Source organism: Couchioplanes caeruleus (genome assembly GCF_003751945.1).
In the GTDB taxonomy this organism is placed as follows: domain Bacteria; phylum Actinomycetota; class Actinomycetes; order Mycobacteriales; family Micromonosporaceae; genus Actinoplanes; species Actinoplanes caeruleus.
Window position 1 is genome coordinate 8,110,692 of record NZ_RJKL01000001.1, and the last position, 15,460, is coordinate 8,126,151.

A 15,460-nucleotide genomic window follows, 5' to 3' on the forward strand; every position below is an offset into this window, starting at 1 on the left:
CGGGGCTCAGGCGCGGCGCGCGGGCGGGAGGGTGAACCAGAACGTCGCACCACGACCGTCCTCGCCCTCCGCGTGGATCTCGCCGCCGTGGCGCTCCACCGCCCGGTGCACGGTCGTCAGGCCGATGCCCGTGCCGGGGAAGTCTTCGGCGCTGTGCAACCTCGCGAACGGGCGGAACAGGGCACTCGCCTTGCCCGCGGGGAAGCCGGCGCCGTTGTCGCGGACGTGGTAGCGCGGATCCTCGCCGGGGCCGTTCCAGCCCACCTCGACGGCCGGCTTCTCGACTTTGCGCGTGAACTTGCAGGCGTTGTTGATCAGGTTCTCCAGGATCACCCGCACCAGGCCCTCGTCCGCGTCGGCGGACATGGCCTCGTCCACGCGGAACTCGATCTCGCGGTCCGGCTCCCGCGCCTCGACCTCGCGGATCACCTGCCACACGGTCTCGGTCAGGTCGAAGCGCCGGCGGCGCAGCTCCCCGCGGCTGGCCCGGGAGAGGATCAGCAGCGACTCGACCAGATCGGCCATCCGTGTGGCCGCCGCCTGGATCCGCTCGATCCGGTGCCGCACCTCCGGGCCGAGCGGCTCGTCCTCGTCGTCCTCGTCGAGCATCGTCTCGGCGTAGCTGCTGATCACCTGCAGCGGTCCGCGCAGGTCGTGCGAGACCGAGCCGCTGAACGCCTCGAGCTCCCGGTTGCGCCACTCCAGCTCCTCGACCAGCGCCGCCCGGGTCTCGGCGAGCTGGCGGGCGGCGCGCTCGCCGGCGGCATCGAGCTCGCGGCGCATGAGCTCCTCCCGGATGCGCCGGCTCTCGTCGAGGGACTGCTTGCGGCGGATCTGGGCGCGGACGTGCGCTCGCAGGGTGTCCGCGCCGTCGGAGCGCACATAGTCGTCGGCGCCCGCGGCCAGGCTCTCCAGCAGCGCGTCGTCCTGGTCGCCGGTCATCACCAGCGGGGTGTCGCCGATCTGCGGCGCCTCCTTGATCCGCGCACACGTCTCGAGGGCCTCACGGTCGAGGTGCAGCACGACGCAGTCGACCGGCTGCGCGGCGAGCAGGTCGAGCGCCTCGTCGCCGCCGGTGGCCGAGACCACGTCGAACCCGTCGGCGCGCAGGGTGTCGCCCCACTCGTCGAGCCGCCGCCGGTCCGCGGAGACGGCCAGCACCTTCCCGGGCCCGTGCAGGCTGCCGATCACCTCGATGGGGAGCTGCTCGGCACTGGTACGCAGCACCGCCGCCAGCTTCGCCAGCACCACGGCAAGGTCCTGCTGCTTGCGGACGAACGCGTCGGCGCCCGCCTCCAGCATCTGCACCTCGGTCGCGTAGTCGTCCGCGGCCGTCATCAGCAGGCAGGGCGTGTCGCGCAGCGTCGGGTCCAGGCGCAGCCGCCGGATCACCGTGGCGCCGTCGATGCCCGGCATGACGCCGTCGACGATGACGGCCTGCGGGCGCCGGTCGGCCGCGGTACGCAGACCCTCCTCGCCGGACGCGGCCGTGATCACCGAGTACCCCTCGGGCTCGAGGAGCTGCCGTAGCTGCTCGCGGAAGGTCAGGCTGTCGTCGATGACCAGCACGGTCGGCCGCGGCTCGGCGGGCGTGCCGTCCTCGCCGAGGAGCTGACGGGAGCGGGCGACGACGTATTCGGAGTCGTACGGCTTGCCCACGTACTCGTCGGCGCCGGTCCGCAGTCCGTGCAGGCGGTCCGCGACCTCCTCCTCGCTGGAGAGCAGCACCGTCACGGTCTGCTCGCGGCCCGGCAGCGCACGTAGTTCCTGCAGCAGTTCCACGCCGTCGGCGTCGGGCAGCAGCACGTCCAGCACGGCCACCTCGAAACCGCCGTCGCGGAACGCCGCGCGGGCCTCCTCGCCGGTGGCGCACAGCCTGGTGGCGAAGCCGTCCGCCTCGAAGGCCTCGTGCAGGTCCATGCGGACGGTGAGGCTGTCGTCGACGATCAGCACGGTCGGTGTCATCGCCGCACCCCCGCGACCGGAGCCAGGTCTTCCAGCCGGGCGGCGATGCGCGCCGGCGGCAGGATGTACGCGGCCGCGCCGAGCAGCGCCGCCTCCCGCGGCATGCCGTAGACGACGCAGCTCGCCTCGTCCTGCGCGAACGTCGTCGCACCGCGGGACCGCATCCGCAGCAGCCCTTCCGCGCCGTCGCGACCCATGCCGGTGAGCAGGCATCCGGCGGCCGCCGCCCCGCACTCGGCCGCCACCGAATCGAACAGCACGTCGACCGAAGGCCGGCAGGAGTGCCGCGGCGGCGCGCCGCTGAGCCGCACCAGGCCGTCGGCGATCAGCATGTGGCGGTCCGGCGGGGCGAGCAGGACCCGCCCGCCGAGGCTGCGCAGCGGCACCCCGTCGCGGGCGTAGGCGACGTCGCGCCCGGTCTGCCCGGCGAGCCAGTCGGAGAACGCCACCGCGAACGGTTCGCTCGCGGCGATGTGCTGCACGCACAGCACGGGCGCGCGGAACCCGGACGGCAGGGCCCGCAGCAGGTCGGTGAGGGCACCGGGACCTCCTGTCGAGGCGCCCACGGCGACCGCCTGCAGCGCCGTCTCGCGCACCGGGACCGGGGCGGCCTGGACCGGGGCGGCCGCGACCGGCGGCGGCCCGGAGGACGGCGGCGGGCCCGCGCCGCGGTTGCGGCCGTCGAGCCGGGCCCGTGGGTGGGTGATCACCCGGATCCGCGACACCAAACGCACGGCCGAGCACAGCCGCAGCCCCCAACTGGCGTCGGAGGCGTCGCCGCGCGGCTTCTCCAGCACGTCGACCGCGCCCGCGGCCAGGGCGTTGTACGTGCTGAACAGCTCCTGCCGGTCGGCCGAGGAGACGACCAGGATCGGGGTGGGGAACTCGGCCATGATGTGCTCGGTCGCGGCGAGCCCGCTCATCGTCGGCAGCATCATGTCCATCGTCACCACGTCGGGGCGCAGCCGGCCGACCAGCTCCACGGCCTGAGGGCCGTCCAGCGCCTCGCCCACCACCTGCAACTCCGGATCGGCGGCCAGAGACTCGCGCAGGTGAGCGCGCATGGTCGCCGAGTCTTCCACGAGCAGTACCCGGATCATGCCGGCACCAGCCTTCGGATGTGGGCGAGCAACTCCTCCTGGTTGAACTCGCCTTTGACCACGTACGCCGCCGCGCCGACCGCCGCGCCGCGGGCCCGGTCCTCGGCGCTGGCCCGGGAGCTGACCAGGATCGCGGGCACCTCGGCGAGCTCCGGGTCGGCGCGGGTCTCGGCGACGAAGGTGAACCCGTCGATGCCGGGCATGTCGATGTCGGTGAGGTAGAGCCCATACCGGCGCGCGCGGGCCTTGTCGAGCCCCTCTTCGCCGGAGGCGGCCAGGTCCACCTCGTAGCCGGCCGACTCGAGGATGCTGCGCTCGAGCATGCGGGTGGTCAGCGAGTCGTCGACCACCAGGATGGGCAGTCGGATGGCGGGCTCCGGCGGTGCCGCGCCGCCGCCGACGCGCGACGCCTCCGCGATCACGCCCTGCGCGTCGAGCACCAGGCGCGGATTGCCGTCGAGGTCCATCGACACCCCGCCGATCACCGGCGCCGCCGGGGCCAGCTCCGGCAGCGGCCGGACCACCAGGGTGGACGTGCCCGCGAGCCGGTCCACCCCGACCGCGACGGAGCGCCCGTCGGCGGTGACGACCACGGCGACGCCCGGGCCGCCCTCCTCCTGGTCGACCGTGGTCCCGGCGTAGAGCGCGCGGGCCAGCGGCAGGAACGGCAGGGCCTCGCCGTCGTGGGCCAGCTTGCCGGTCACCACCGCCGTCGTCGCCTGCTCCGGGTGCAGGCGTACGCAGGTGCGCACCGAGTCCAGCGGCACCGTGGCGACGGAACCGGCCGCCTCCATGATGAGCCCGTGCAGCGACAGCAGCGCCAGCGGCAGGACCAGCTCGACCGTGGTGCCCAGGCCGGTGTTCGTGCGGATCCTGACATCGCCGCAGAGCTGGTCGGCGACGTCGCGGGCCACGTCCATGCCGATGCCGCGGCCGGCCACCTCGGTGACCGTGGGGGAGGTGCTGATCCCGCCGCGGAGCACGAGGTCGAGCAGCGCCTGCTCGCCGGGCTCGGTCCCGCCCGGCACCAGCAGGCCCCGGGCCTCGGCGGTGCGCCGGACCGCCGCCAGGTCGAAGCCGCGGCCGTCGTCCGTACACAGGAATGCCGCGTAGCTGCCCCGGCGCTCGACCGTGACGGTCACCGTGCCCTCGGCGGGCTTGCCCGCCGCCAGCCGGTCGGCCTCCGGCTCGACGCCGTGCACGACCGCGTTGCGCACGATGTGCAGCAGCGCACCGCTGGCCAGGGTCAGCACGTGGGGGTCCATCCGGAGGTCGCCGCCGCGGCCGTCGAAGCGCACCCGCCGGTCGTACGCCTCGGCGGCGTCGCGGACGGCCCGGCGCAGCGCGGTGAAGATGCTGGACGCGGCGACCAGCCGCAGCCGTTCCGCCCGGCCCCGCACCTCGTCGAGCTCGCGTTCGACCTGTTCCACCGTGTCGGTGAGCTGGCGGCCGAAGGCGCCGAGGTCCGCGGCGAGGCGCACCGCCGCCGCGCGGGTCGTCGCGGTCTGCTCGGCGCTCCGGCCGGCGCGCAACTGGTCGGCGAGGGCCTCGGCCGCCCGGTGCAGCTTGTCGAAGGCGGCGTAGCCGGTGCGCAGCGGGGCGAACCGCGCGTGTGCCTCGCCGACCGCGTCGAGCAGGTCGTCGACGTCGGCGGTCGCCGTGCGGGCGGCGGGCACCGGTTCGACCGGTGCGGCGGGCGGCTCCGGTGCGGCGGGCGGCTCCGGTGCGGCGGGTACGGCCGCTGCCGGTTCCGGCGCGCGCGGATCCTCCTTCGCCGGTGCCGTGGCGGGCGGGGCGCGGTCCGCGGGCGGGACGGCGCCGTCCGCGGTGGGCTCCAGCGCGGCGACGTACCGCTCGATCTCGTCGTTGAGCCGCAGCAGTTCCCGCATCTCCGCGGCCGGCAGCGGTCCGTCGTCGCTGCGGTGCGGGACGAGCACCTCCTCGAACGCGTGCGCCCGATCGGCGATCTCCTGCTGCCGCACGACCCGGGCCGCGCCCTTGAGGGTGTGCGCGAAACGCAGCAGCCGCGCCACCAGCTCGGTGCCGGGGCGCTGGTCCAGGTCGAGCACGCCGGCACTGATCTGATCGACCAGCTCCCGCGCCTCGACCCGGAAGTAGCGCAGCGGATCCTGGCTCATCGGCGGCCGGTGCCCACCAGGTCGAGCAGGTCGCCGGAGAGATTCGACAGGTGTGCCGCCGTCTGGCGCGTCTGCACCGCGCTCGCCTCGGTCTCCCGGGTGACCCGGGCGGTGTCCGAGGCCGCGACGTTGACCTGCTCGACCGCCGTACTCTGCTGTTTGGTGGAGAGCTCGATCTCCCGGGTCGCGTCGTTGGTGGTGGCGACGAGCTGGGCGATGCGCCGGAACGAATGGGTGGCGTCGTCGAACTGCCGCGCGCCCGCGTCCACCGACTTTGCCCCGATCTCGGTGGCCATCACGGTGGTGTTGACCGCGCCGCGGACGTCCTCGATGAGGGCCCGGATCTCCTTCGCCGATCCCGCGGTCCGGTCCGCGAGCTTGCGGATCTCCTCGGCGACGACCGCGAAACGGCGTCCCCACTCGCCCGCGCCGCTCGCCTCGATGGTCGCGTTGATCGCCAGGATGTTGGTCTGCTCGGCCAGCTCCGAGACAAGCTCGACGACACCGCCGATCTGCTGCGACTTCTCGCCGAGCGCCAGCATGTGCTGCACGATCTGGTCCACCTGCGTCCGGATAGCCGAGATCGACGCCCGGGTCTGGTCGATGGTGGCGTCGCCGGTGCGGGCCGCCTCCGCGGTCTCCTCCGCGATCGTGGACACGCGCTGCGCGCTGTCGGCGATCTGCCGGGACGTGATGAGCAGCTCGCTGATCGTGGTCGTGATCTCGTTCATGGCGCTCGCCTGGTCCTGCCCGCCGCTGGCCTGCTGGGCGGCGGCCGCCTCGAGCTGCGCCGACGAGCTCTGGATGTGCCCGACCGCCGCGCCAACCTCGCGCCGCAGGTCGCGGCTCAGCTTCAGGGCCACCATCATGCCGAAGCCCATCGCCAGCACGCCGAGCCCGACGATCACCACGATGGACCGGGTCGCCTTCGACGACGACTCCCGGCGGGTGGCCTCGACCTCGGTGCGTACCCGGGACGTCAGGTCGTCGATGGCCTTGCGCAAGGTCTCCCGGGCCGGCCCCGTCGCGCTCGAGCTGAGCTCGTTGACGTTGCGCAGATCGGTGATGGTCTTGCGACGCTCGATGACCGGTTGCAGCACCGCCGCGTAGTTGGCCTCCGCGGCGGAGACGGCGTCGAGAAGCTTCAGCGCCGCCGGGTCGGTCAGCGTCGCGCGCAACCCGGTCAGCAGGGCGAGGAACTCCTCACGGTCCTTGATGGTCGCGTCGAGGCTGGTCTGGTTGTTACTGAGCAGGAAGGCGCGGTAGTCCGAGATCCGGGTCTCCGCCGCGGTGGTCAGGCGCTCCGCGTTGACCAGATCCTCCGCAGCCACCCGGATGGCGTCGTCCTTGGCGCCGACCACGACGGACAGCGCGGCGACCGCGGCGGCACCCATGAGCAGGGTGAGCAGCACGGTGATGCCGACGCCGCCCGCCAGCTTGGTGCCGAAAGTGCGTCGGGCCATCATCGCTCCTTCTCCGCATGTTCGGTGTGGCCGGCGAGCCGGTGCACCGCGGCACGGGCCGCCGGCAGGTCGACGATCGGACGGGTCCCGCCGGCGAGGGGGACCATGCCGCGCAGGATGTCCCCACCGTCCGCGCCGGGCTCCTCGACGATCTCCGCCGCGGTCACCCGCACATGGCCGTCGAGCTGGTGGAAGGCGAGCGCCAGTGCGGGCGCCCCGGCGGTCAGCACCAGCCAGCGCGGGCGGTCCGGGACGGCGTGGCCGAGCAGGGCGGCCAGGTCGTAGACGGGCACGATCGCGCCGCCGAAGCCCGCCACGCCGAGCAGCGCCGGCTGGGGTCCCGGCAGCGGCGTCACCGCACGGTCCTGGTGCAGGCCCGAGGCCTGGGACAGGCGCAGCGCGTACGGGCGCCCGCCGGCGTGCACGGCCAGCAGTTCGGCGTACTCCTCGTCGTGACGGCGCGCCGGCTCGGCGAACGAGCGGTCGAAGTCCGCGCGTAGTCCGGCCAGCCGCTCGGCGACGTCGTTCGGGCTCATCGGCGTACCCCGCAGGCGTCCAGTTCGGCGCGGCACAGGTTGGTCAGGGCGAGCCGGCCGAAGCCGCCGCCGAACAGCGTCAGGCGGTCCTCGCGCTCGCGGCGCAGCAGGGTCAGCGCCCGCTCCAGCTCGACGCCGGCTGCCTGGTTCTCGCCCCGGCGCCGCGCCAGCAGGCCGAGCCGCAGCCGGGGCATGGCGAAGTCCGGATCGAGGTGGGCGGCCAACCGGTAGTGGCCGATCGCCACGTCCACCGCGGCGCCGCCCTCCAGGCAGACGGCGAGCTGATGGTGGGCGTCGGCGTGGAGCCCGTCCGCGTCGAGCAACCGGCGGCAGACCATCTCGGCGTCCTCGAGCCGGCCCGCCTGCGCCAGCAGGACGCCGTGCAGCAGCATCTCGGCGGGTGCGGGGTGTGCGGACAGCCCGCCCTCCACCACGGCCAGGGCCTCGGCGAATCGCTCGTCGCGCAGCAGCCGCATGGCCCGGTCGTGGACGTTCGCCGCCGGGTCCGGTCGCTGGTCGTGGCGCGGCGGCGTCGTCGCCGCCCGTACCGGCACGCGGGGGACCATCGCCGGCGGCTGGGGTCGTGGTACGGGCGCGGAGATCTCCGGTACGGACGAGCGCCGGTAGTAGAACGTCTGGTGCGAGTGCCGCGGCTCCAGCCCCTCCGGCCGGCTGCCCAGCGAGTCGGTGTGGCCCAGGAACAGGTAGCCGCCGCCGGCCAGGGACCGGGTCATCCGTCTCACCAGGCTCTCCTGCAGCGCCGGGGTGAGATACATGAGCAGGTTGCGGCAGAAGATCACGTCGTACTGGCCTGCGCGCCACAGGCCGGCGTCCTCGCTCGCCACGTTGTAGCGGCGGAAGCGCACGTCCATGCGGATCCGGTCGTCGAGCTCGTAGTCGCCGTCGTGCGGGTGGAACCAGCGCTGCCGGATCGCGTCCGGCGTCTCCCGCAGCGACCAGCCCGAATACCGGGCCCGCTCGGCCTGGCGCAGCACGGCGGCGCTGGCGTCCAGGCCCAGCACGGACACGATCCAATCCGGGCCGGGCAGCGCCTCGTGGGCGACCACGGCCATCGAGTACGCCTCCTCGCCGGACGAGCACCCGACCGACAGCATGCTCAGCACCCGCTGGGCGGCGCGGTCGTGGATCCGCTCCGGCAGGACCACCTCGGCGAGCGCCCGGAACTGCTCGCCGTGCCGGAAGAAGTACGTCTCGTTGATGCTGAGTTCCTCGGCGAGCGCGGTCAGCTCCGTCTCCCAGCCGCCGGCCGCCAACCGCCGCAGGTACGCCCCGGTGCGCAGCTCCGCCGCCTCCACCCGGCGCCGCAGCACGTCGGCGAGCTGCGCCACGTCGTTGTCGTCGAAGGCCCACCCGAGCTGCGCGGCGAGCTGGACCCGGAAGCGCGTGACGTCACCGGCCTGCGTCAGGTCGGTCGTCACGCCGGCACCGCCAGGTCCGCGGCGGCCGCCCAGACCTCGTCCGGCACCAGGCGCATGCCGCGCAGCACCAGCACGGGCTCGGCGTCCATCGTCCCCACGGCGGCCACCAGCCGCGCCGACGCGTCCCCGAGCAGCGCCTCGTGGCCGGGCGTGGCACCGGCGCCGACCTGGCGCACCCCGAGGATGGTGCTGATCGCGAACGCCACCGGTCCCCGCCCGGTGCGCACCGCGACGAACCGGCCCACCGGCGCGGTGGCCCCGCCCAGCAGCCGGGCGACGTCGATCACCAGCGTCGGCGCGCCCCGCATGATGCAGATGCCGCTGACGAACGGGGGAGTGCCGGCGAGCGGATGGGTGGCCAGCGGGCGCATCGTCTCGATGACGTCCTCGATCCGCAACGCGCACAGCAGGGGGCCGGCCCGGAAGACGAGTGACGCCGCACCGGCGGACGTCTCCGCCGGTGGAGCTATTTGTCCGGGCTGCCCCATTCGCTCAGGCTAGCGGGCATCTCACCCGCATCGGCGAGAATGTTTCAGTTCATCCCGGGCCGGCCCCGGGTCGCGCGGTCACTCCCTGTCCGGACCGCCGAACCAGGAGATCGCGGACTCCTCGGGCGCCTCCGTCCGCCGCGCCGGCCCGGTCGCCGCGCCCTGGTGGTCGGGTGCGGCCGGGTGCGGCTCGGGTGCGGCCGGGTGCGGCTCGGGTGTGGCCGGCGGGGGTGAGGCGGTGACGGGCCAAAGCCGGGGGCGGCGGCGCGCCGCAAGGTCCTCGGCCCAGCCGAACGCCAGGATCGCCACCGCCGTGAGCGCCATCGTCGCGCCGAGCGACACCGGCCCCTCGAACGTGGGGCCGAGGTCGTCGAGCGCCACCACCGTCAGCGCCGGCCAGATCGCCGCGATGGCGATGTTGTGCCACAGGTAGACGGTGACGGCCCGGGCGTTGAGCAGGTTGATCGCGCGGTCCAGCGGGCGAGCGTGGGACAGCCAGGTCATGTCCGGGCGCCACCGCAGTGCCAGCAGGACGAACGCCAGTGACCACAGGGCCTGGGCCTCCGGCACGTCGTTGACGTCGTAGCCGCCCTCGCCCGGGTGCTCGTGCAGCCAGGAGAGCGCCGCGACACCCAGGGTGGCGGCCGCCGCGCCCACCACGCCGGGGCGGGTCCGGTGCAGCCGGCCGTCGTGGTGCGCGAAGCCGGCGATCCAGCACGCGCCGTACGTGGCGAAGTCCCACATCGCGGCGTCCGCGCGGCCGAACGGCAGCGCGAACCCGGTCTTGTCCAGCACCGCGATCAGCGCGATCGGCGCGGCGACCGCGGCCCAGGCGAGCTTCTTGTACGCGAGGTACAGCACCGGCGACAACAGCACGAACCACAGGTACGCCCGGACGTACCACAGTGGTTCCCACACGTCGGTGGCCGCGATGCTGCCCGGTGGGTCGCCCAGCGGCAGGATCCACAGGACCAGCTTCCAGCTCCACGGGCGGACCCCGCCCTCCTGATCGGCCCAGCCCGCATAGATCATCGCCGGCACGGCGATCAGGCCCAGCAGCCACAGCGGCGGCAGGAGCCGGCGCATGCGCGAGGCGACGACCCGGCCCGCCGCACGCCGGTCCAGCGAGGCGGCGGTCAGCGATCCGGCCAGGGCGAACATGATGCCCATGGCGGGCAGCAGGATCGACAACCAGGGCCAGCCGAACAGGTGGTACAGGACGACACGGGCGATGGCGGCGGCCCGGAGGAGATCCAGGTAGCGGTTGCGCACCGCGAAACGGTAGCCATGTCCCTGGGCGCGGGGGACCGGCTGCGCGGCCGGCAAGTACGCCCGGCCGGATTACCCCGAAGGGATGAAGTGTCGCATTTGTCCGTGCGACTGTGCGCTGCCGGCTTCCCCTTGTGGACGGTCGAAACCCCAGCTCAGGGCGGCTCTTACGGGCGATCGGCAAGCGGGTTGCGGGCCTGGTCGCGAGTCACCGGGCCGCTCGCCGCCGCGTTGGTCCCCCTCGAGGGCGTGTGCACGGGGCGCGACGCCACGAGTACGGAAAAGGGGACACCAGTGCGCAAGCCTGCTGTCGTGGTGGCCGTCGCGGTGTCGGCGGTTCTGGTGGGTGGGGTCATGGTGGCGACCACCGCGGGCGCGGAGACCACGTCGGACACACCGGCGCTGCCGTCGGCCGTCTTCCCCGACGTGCCGGCCATTCCGCAACTGCCCGCCGACGCCGGCCTGCCCTCCGACGTGGCTGTGCCCTCCGACGTGGCTGTGCCCTCCGACGTGGCTGTGCCCTCCGACGTGGCCGCGCCCTCCGGCGCCGCGGCGCCCGCCGCTTCCGTGCCGGCCGCTCCCGGCGTACCCGATGCTCCGGCCGAGTCCCCTGCGGCGACTTCCGGCGTATCCGATGCTCCCGGGGTGCCCACCGACGACCCGGCGCCGCCACGGCCCGGGAATTCCGGCGCAGTACCGGCACGGCCCGGGGACGGCGCGGCACCGGCCGCGGCCGGGGGAGCGGACCGCGACACCAAGCCGCAGCGGACGCATGCGTCCGCGCACCGCGACGTCACGTCGAGCCAGGCACTCTCCGCGGACCCGGGCGCCGACTACCAGCAGCAGGCGCTCCGGCTCGTCAACGAGCACCGGCGGCGGGCCGGCTGCGACGGCGTCGGCGTCGACCGGCGCCTGATCGTGGCCGCCAACCGGCACGCGAGCGACATGGCGCGGCGCGGCTACTTCGCCCACGAGGCACCGAACGGCGAGCGGGCCGGCGAGCGGGTGCGCGACGCGGGCTACGAGTGGTCGCGCTACGGCGAGAACATCGCCCGCGGTCAGGACAGCGTCTTCGAGGTCGTGGACGGCTGGATGCACAGCCCCGAACACCGCGAGAACATCCTGGACTGCCGCCTGCGCGAGGTCGGACTGGGGCTCGCCTTCTCCGCGGACCGTACGCCGTACTGGGTGCAGAACTTCGCCACGCCCCAGTAGCGGACCGCTCAGGCCGCCGGCGGTGGATGGGCTCCGGCTCAGGCCGCCGGCGGTGGATGGGCTCCGGCTCAGGCCGCCAGCGGCGGATGGGCGAAACGGGCGTGCGTGGTCAGGATGTCGAAGCTCGGCAGCGCCTTCTCATCCCCGTTCGCGGTCAGCACCCGCAGGCCGTCGCGGCTCAGCGTGTAGGTGACGTCGGTGAACGTGCTCACCGTGTCGTCGTGGTGCACGACGGTCAGTTCGTCGGCGCGCATCATCGCGGTAGTGGGAAGTCCGTGGAGCGTCATGTCACGTTCCTTCGCGTACGCAGTGGGGCACCGTGCTGGGGATACGGACGCGGAGGGGCGCGCGGTTCACGACGACGGCCGATTGTCATCGGCGCGGGCCCGTTCGGCAGGACCACATCCCACGGTGACACGTCGTGGTGGGAGGCGCTGTCGCCCTCCCGCCAGCCGCCGTGCCGATAGTCGACACCAGCCCGGTATCCACGGTCCCGTCCGATATCGGTCAGTCGTATCGATCGTGGCGGGCGCCGGCCGTGCCGTGCGGCCCTGGTCGTGGCCGCGCCGCGGCATAGAGTGGCGTGCGTGTCCCGATCCCCCCGTCGCGCCACCGTCCTGCTGCTCGCCTGCCTGCTGCTGCCGCCGCTGACCGCCGCCTCCTGCGGCGACGAGCCCTCCGGCGTCACCGTCGGCACGGCCGGACGCGGCACCGTCGACGAGATCGTCGAGGCCGCAGGCAGTGTGACCGTACGGGCGGCCGGCACCGTCACCTCACCGGCCGACGGCACCCTCGAGGAGCTGCGGGTGGACGCCGGTGACCGGGTCCGCAAGGGCCAGGTCGTCGCGGTCGTCGACTCGCCCGCCGCCGAGAAGCGCCTCGACGACGCGACCGAGGCCCTGGACGCCGTCTCCCGCGGCGGCGTCTCCCCCGGTGGCGGCGCGGCAGCCTTCGCCGCGGTCCGCAGGCGCACCGACGCGAACGCGGGCAGAGCCTTCGCCGCCGCCCGCAAGGCCGCCGCGGAGGTCACCGACGCGACGCTGCGCAAGGCCCTGCTGGCCCAGGTCACCGCGGCCGAGGAACAGTACGCGGCCGTCTCCGCGGCGGCCGGCGCCGCCGTGCGGTCGTTGGAGAGCGGAGTCGCGAGCGTGGCCGCCGCCGTCGACGCCCTCACCGCGGCCCAGCGGGTGCAGGCACGGCAGGCGTACGAGCTGGCCGAGGCGGCGGTCGACGCGCTGACCCTGCGCGCGCCCGTCTCCGGCGTGGTGCAGCTCGGCGGCACCGCCTCCGCGGCCGCGCCCTCGCTGACCGACCTGCTCTCCAGCGCCGACCCGGCCGCCGTGGGAACCCCCGCCGCGGCACCGCCGCCCGGCGTGGACGTGGCCGTGCCGCAGGGGGCGGCCGTCGGCGTGGGCACCCCGATCCTCACCGTCGTCGACACCGCCGGCCTCGGCGTCGCCGCCGAGGTCGACGAGACCGACGTGCTGCTGGTCAAGGCCGGAGGGTCCGGCACGGTCGAGCTCGACGCGGCCACCGGCGCCACGTACGAGGCCAGGGTCCGCGCCGTTGACCTGCTGCCCAGCACCTCGGCGCGCGGCGGCGTCTCCTACCGGGTACGGCTGACGCTGGGCCGCGGCACCTACGCCGACGGCACCGCCGCCCCGGTGCCGCGGCCCGGCATGAGCGCCATCGTCCGGCTCCGCGTGCGCCAGGCCACCGACGCCGTCACCGTACCCGCGGGCGCCGTGGTGTCGCGCGACGGCCGTGACGGGGTGTGGGCCGTGCGCGGCGGCAAGGCCGAGCGGGTGCCGGTCACCCTCGGCGTTCAGGGCGAGGACCTCGTGCAGGTGGTCTCCGGCCTCGGCGCCGGCGAGCGGATCGTCGTCGCCGGCGCCGACCAGGTCAGCCCGGGGCAGGACCTGCCGTGAGCCCGCCGGCCGTCGTCGCGACCGGCGTGACCCGCACGTACGAGCTGGACGGCGTCTCCGTGCCGGCCCTGAGAGGTGTCTCCCTGACCGTGGACGACGGCGACTACCTGGCGATCGTCGGTGCCTCCGGCTCGGGCAAGTCGACGCTCATGCATCTGCTCGGCGGCCTGGACCGGCCCACCGCGGGCAGCCTGGTCATCGGCGGCCGGGACGTCGCCACGCTGTCGGCGCCCGAGATGGCCCGGCTGCGCAACGAGGTCATCGGCTTCGTGTTCCAGTCGTTCCACCTGCTCCCGCGCACGACCGCCCGGGACAACGTCGCGCTGCCCCTGGTCTACCGCGGCGTGGGCCGCCGGGAACGCCGGGCCCGCGCCGCCGAGATGCTCGAGCGCGTCGGCCTGGCGCACCGGGTCGACCACCGGCCGAACCAGATGTCCGGCGGCGAGCAGCAGCGCGTGGCGATCGCCCGGGCGCTGGTGACCGGACCCTCGGTGCTGCTGGCCGACGAGCCCACCGGCAACCTCGACTCCGCCACCGGGGCGTCGGTGCTCGCGCTGCTGGAGTCGCTGAACGCCGACGGCGTCGCGGTCGTCCTGGTCACCCACGACCGCGAGGTCGCCGCCCGTGCCCACCGCCGGATCGTCATGCGCGACGGCGTCGTCGTGGACGAGCCCGCCGCATGAGGCTCGCCGAGGCCTGGCGGGTCGCCCTCGACGCGCTGCGCGCCAACCGGCTGCGCAGCGTGCTCACCATGCTCGGCATCGTCATCGGCGTCGCCGCCGTCGTCGCCCTCGTCGCGATCGGCACCGGGACCAAGCAGCAGATCGAGCGGCAGGTGGAGGGCCTCGGCTCGAACCTGCTCATCGTCGTGCCCGGCCGGCTGGAGGCCGGCGCCGCCCCCTCGGTCTCCACGATGTCGCTCGACGACGCCGACGCCGTCGGCCGGATCGTCGGCGACCGGTCCCGGGTGGCGGTCACCGTGGCCTCCGGAGAGACCGTACGGGCGGGCGGCCGCACGATCTTCTCCAGCATGCAGGGCGTCCTCGAGACGACTCCGGGCGTGTTCGTCCGCCGGCTGGACCGCGGCACCTACCTGACCCGTTCCGACGTCAACACCGCCCGTCGCGTCGCCGTGCTCGGCGCGCGGGTCGCCACCGAGCTGTTCGGCGACCGCGACCCGGTCGGGCGGCAGATCACCGTCGGCGGCGTCCGGTTCCGGGTCGTCGGCACCTTCGAGCCGCTCGGGCAGAGCCTCGGCGTGGACCGCGACAACGAGGTGCACGTCCCGGTCACCGCGGCGCAGCGACTGCTCGGCACCGACCGCATCGACGGGCTGGCCGTCCGCGCCCCGGACCGTGAACGCATCGATGCGCTCGGCGCCGCCATCGTCGCCACGCTGGGCGAACGCCATCCCGGCACCGACTTCAGCGCGGTCACCCAGGAACAGATCCTGGGCGTGCTCGGCGACATCCTCGGCGTGCTCACCGGCGTCCTGGCCGCCATCGCCGGCATCAGCCTGCTCGTCGGCGGCGTCGGCGTCTCCAACATCATGCTGGTCTCGGTGCGCGAGCGGACCCGCGAGATCGGCCTGCGCAAGGCGGTCGGCGCCCGGCCGCGCGACATCGGCCTGCAGTTCCTGCTGGAAGCGGTCCTGCTCACCACGCTCGGCGGAATTCTCGGCATGGCGCTCGGGATCACCGCGGCCCTGCTCGTCGACCGGCTCTCCCCGGTGCCCGCCGCGATCACCTGGTGGTCGCTCACGCTGGCGTTCGGCGTCTCCGCCATCGTCGGCATCGTGTTCGGCGTCGTGCCCGCGCAGCGAGCCGGGCGGCTCGACCCGGTCGTGGCCCTGCGCACGGAGTAGGCGAACGCCAAGGCGTCCGGGCGAGGCCGGATCTCGGTGGCGCCCCGACGGCGGA

Annotated in this window: 13 protein-coding genes; 4 read left to right on the forward strand and 9 right to left on the reverse strand. The window is 74.4% G+C overall.

The window, feature by feature from the left end:
* Nucleotides 1–6 precede the first annotated feature (6 nt).
* The 8 genes from EDD30_RS36550 to EDD30_RS36585 form a co-directional block, all read right to left on the reverse strand.
* Nucleotides 7–1,965, reverse strand: coding sequence for a response regulator (locus tag EDD30_RS36550; RefSeq protein ID WP_071805631.1), 1,959 nt, complete (start codon nucleotides 1,963–1,965; stop codon nucleotides 7–9).
* Entirely contained in the window at nucleotides 1,962–3,065 is a 1,104-nt protein-coding gene (gene cheB, locus EDD30_RS36555) for a chemotaxis-specific protein-glutamate methyltransferase CheB (protein ID WP_123678719.1), read from the reverse strand. Before cheB ends, EDD30_RS36550 begins: the two co-directional genes overlap by 4 nt.
* Nucleotides 3,062–5,203: a hybrid sensor histidine kinase/response regulator gene (locus tag EDD30_RS36560; protein ID WP_071805243.1), complete on the reverse strand. Its 2,142-nt coding sequence runs from the start codon at nucleotides 5,201–5,203 to the stop codon at nucleotides 3,062–3,064. Before EDD30_RS36560 ends, cheB begins: the two co-directional genes overlap by 4 nt.
* On the reverse strand, nucleotides 5,200–6,666 hold the full coding sequence (locus EDD30_RS36565) for a methyl-accepting chemotaxis protein (RefSeq protein ID WP_084556375.1): 1,467 nt from the start codon (nucleotides 6,664–6,666) through the stop codon (nucleotides 5,200–5,202). The genes EDD30_RS36560 and EDD30_RS36565 overlap by 4 nt, the downstream gene beginning before the upstream one ends.
* Entirely contained in the window at nucleotides 6,666–7,202 is a 537-nt protein-coding gene (locus EDD30_RS36570; protein ID WP_071805245.1) for a chemotaxis protein CheW, read from the reverse strand. Before EDD30_RS36570 ends, EDD30_RS36565 begins: the two co-directional genes overlap by 1 nt.
* Complete coding sequence (locus tag EDD30_RS36575; RefSeq protein ID WP_244945528.1) at nucleotides 7,199–8,641, reverse strand: CheR family methyltransferase; 1,443 nt, start codon at nucleotides 8,639–8,641, stop codon at nucleotides 7,199–7,201. The genes EDD30_RS36570 and EDD30_RS36575 overlap by 4 nt, the downstream gene beginning before the upstream one ends.
* Nucleotides 8,638–9,129 (reverse strand): chemotaxis protein CheW, encoded by a 492-nt coding sequence (locus EDD30_RS36580; protein WP_071805246.1) that lies wholly within the window; start codon nucleotides 9,127–9,129, stop codon nucleotides 8,638–8,640. The genes EDD30_RS36575 and EDD30_RS36580 overlap by 4 nt, the downstream gene beginning before the upstream one ends.
* Before the next feature lie 78 nt (nucleotides 9,130–9,207).
* Entirely contained in the window at nucleotides 9,208–10,401 is a 1,194-nt protein-coding gene (locus EDD30_RS36585; protein WP_084556376.1) for an acyltransferase family protein, read from the reverse strand.
* Nucleotides 10,402–10,692: 291 nt separating this feature from the next.
* On the opposite strand from EDD30_RS36585, the gene EDD30_RS36590 reads away from it, so the two are divergent.
* Nucleotides 10,693–11,613 carry a CAP domain-containing protein gene (locus EDD30_RS36590; RefSeq protein ID WP_170047250.1) on the forward strand — a complete coding sequence of 307 codons (921 nt, stop codon included), beginning with the start codon at nucleotides 10,693–10,695 and terminating at the stop codon, nucleotides 11,611–11,613.
* 68 nt (nucleotides 11,614–11,681) lie between these two features.
* Here the strand turns inward: EDD30_RS36590 and EDD30_RS36595 are convergent, their stop codons facing one another.
* A complete protein-coding gene (locus EDD30_RS36595) occupies nucleotides 11,682–11,900 on the reverse strand; it encodes a hypothetical protein (protein WP_244945529.1) in 219 nt (72 codons plus the stop codon).
* A gap of 300 nt (nucleotides 11,901–12,200) precedes the next feature.
* On the opposite strand from EDD30_RS36595, the gene EDD30_RS36600 reads away from it, so the two are divergent.
* From EDD30_RS36600 to EDD30_RS36610, 3 genes are read left to right on the forward strand one after another with little or no spacing between them, the layout of a single operon-like run.
* On the forward strand, nucleotides 12,201–13,541 hold the full coding sequence (locus EDD30_RS36600) for an efflux RND transporter periplasmic adaptor subunit (protein ID WP_071805249.1): 1,341 nt from the start codon (nucleotides 12,201–12,203) through the stop codon (nucleotides 13,539–13,541).
* Entirely contained in the window at nucleotides 13,538–14,224 is a 687-nt protein-coding gene (locus EDD30_RS36605) for an ABC transporter ATP-binding protein (protein WP_071805250.1), read from the forward strand. Before EDD30_RS36600 ends, EDD30_RS36605 begins: the two co-directional genes overlap by 4 nt.
* Nucleotides 14,221–15,405, forward strand: a complete 1,185-nt coding sequence (locus EDD30_RS36610; RefSeq protein WP_071805251.1) for an ABC transporter permease — start codon at nucleotides 14,221–14,223, stop codon at nucleotides 15,403–15,405. The genes EDD30_RS36605 and EDD30_RS36610 overlap by 4 nt, the downstream gene beginning before the upstream one ends.
* Nucleotides 15,406–15,460 lie beyond the last annotated feature (55 nt).

Excerpts from the sequence above, each read along its gene's own strand:
- EDD30_RS36550 (WP_071805631.1), bottom strand. The coding sequence starts at position 1,965 with ATGACACCGACCGTGCTGATCGTCGACGACAGCCTCACCGTCCGCATG.
- cheB (WP_123678719.1), bottom strand. The coding sequence starts at position 3,065 with ATGATCCGGGTACTGCTCGTGGAAGACTCGGCGACCATGCGCGCTCAC.
- EDD30_RS36560 (WP_071805243.1), bottom strand. The coding sequence starts at position 5,203 with ATGAGCCAGGATCCGCTGCGCTACTTCCGGGTCGAGGCGCGGGAGCTG.
- EDD30_RS36565 (WP_084556375.1), bottom strand. The coding sequence starts at position 6,666 with ATGGCCCGACGCACTTTCGGCACCAAGCTGGCGGGCGGCGTCGGCATC.
- EDD30_RS36570 (WP_071805245.1), bottom strand. The coding sequence starts at position 7,202 with ATGAGCCCGAACGACGTCGCCGAGCGGCTGGCCGGACTACGCGCGGAC.
- EDD30_RS36580 (WP_071805246.1), bottom strand. The coding sequence starts at position 9,129 with ATGGGGCAGCCCGGACAAATAGCTCCACCGGCGGAGACGTCCGCCGGT.
- EDD30_RS36595 (WP_244945529.1), bottom strand. The coding sequence starts at position 11,900 with ATGACGCTCCACGGACTTCCCACTACCGCGATGATGCGCGCCGACGAA.
- EDD30_RS36610 (WP_071805251.1), top strand. The coding sequence starts at position 14,221 with ATGAGGCTCGCCGAGGCCTGGCGGGTCGCCCTCGACGCGCTGCGCGCC.